The 1,257-nt window shown below is 58.9% G+C and carries 1 protein-coding gene; it reads right to left on the bottom strand.

Going from position 1 to position 1,257, the window contains the following annotated elements; translation table 11 throughout:
- On the bottom strand, positions 1–1,257 hold a 1,257-nt coding region (gene pnp / locus ACIPLA_RS28275; RefSeq protein ID WP_401177772.1), incomplete at both ends, for a polyribonucleotide nucleotidyltransferase.

The following is a 1,257-nucleotide window of genomic DNA, read 5'->3' as shown; positions in this document are numbered from 1 at the left end:
CGACAGCTCGGTACGCGACTGACCAATGATCTGGTTCATCTGACCGAGGATATTCAGGCGCGCTTCCAGGGCTTGGCCCAGAGCGATTTCCATGATTTCTTCGGTGATGCCCTTGATCTTGATGTCCATCTGCAGCGCGGTAACACCTTTGGCGGTACCCGCTACTTTGAAGTCCATGTCGCCGAGGTGATCTTCGTCGCCCAGGATGTCGGTCAGGACGGCGAATTTCTCGCCTTCTTTAACCAGACCCATGGCGATACCGGCAACTGGTGCCTTCATCGGAACGCCAGCATCCATCAGAGCCAGGGAAGCGCCGCAGACCGAAGCCATGGAGCTCGAACCGTTGGACTCGGTGATTTCCGACACCACACGAATGGTGTACGGGAACACGTCGGCAGCAGGCAGCATGGCCTGAACCGAACGACGGGCCAGACGGCCGTGACCGATTTCGCGACGACCAGCGCCACCCATGCGACCACACTCACCTACCGAGAACGGAGGGAAGTTGTAGTGCAGCATGAACGGGTCTTTTTTCTCGCCTTCCAGGGTGTCCAGCAGCTGTGCGTCACGGGCAGTACCCAGCGTCGCGACTACCAGGGCCTGGGTTTCGCCACGGGTGAACAGTGCCGAACCGTGGGTCTTTGGCAGAACGCCGACTTCGATGTTCAGCGGACGTACGGTCTTGGTGTCGCGACCGTCGATACGTGGCTTGCCGTTAACGATGTTTTCGCGAACGGTGCGGTATTCGATTTCACCGAAAGCCGCTTTGACTTCAGCGGAGGTCGGCTGACCTTCTTCACCGGACAGATTGGCAACAACCTGGTCTTTCAGCTCGCCCAGACGCGCATAACGGTCGGCTTTGACGGTGATGGTGTAAGCCTGGGAGATCGCTTCGCCGAACTCGGCACGGATAGCGCCCAGCAGTGCGGTGGCTTCTGGCTGAGGAGCCCAGGTCCAGGTTGGCTTGGCGGCTTCAGCGGCCAGTTCTTTAACGGCGTTGATTACCACCTGGAACTCGTCGTGAGCAAACAGTACAGCGCCCAGCATCTGGTCTTCGGTCAGCTCTTTGGCTTCCGATTCAACCATCAACACGGCTTCCGAAGTACCGGCAACGACCATGTCCAGGCTCGAAGCTTTCAGTTGTTCGTAAGTCGGGTTCAGCAGGTAACCGGTGCTTTCATGGAACGCAACGCGGGCAGCGCCGATCGGGCCATCGAAAGGAATGCCGGAGATGGCCAGGGCAGCCGAGGTACCGAT

Source organism: Pseudomonas sp. NPDC086112 (genome assembly GCF_044746425.1).
Taxonomy (GTDB): Bacteria; Pseudomonadota; Gammaproteobacteria; order Pseudomonadales; family Pseudomonadaceae; genus Aquipseudomonas.
This window is presented reverse-complemented; position numbering and strand designations above follow the sequence as displayed.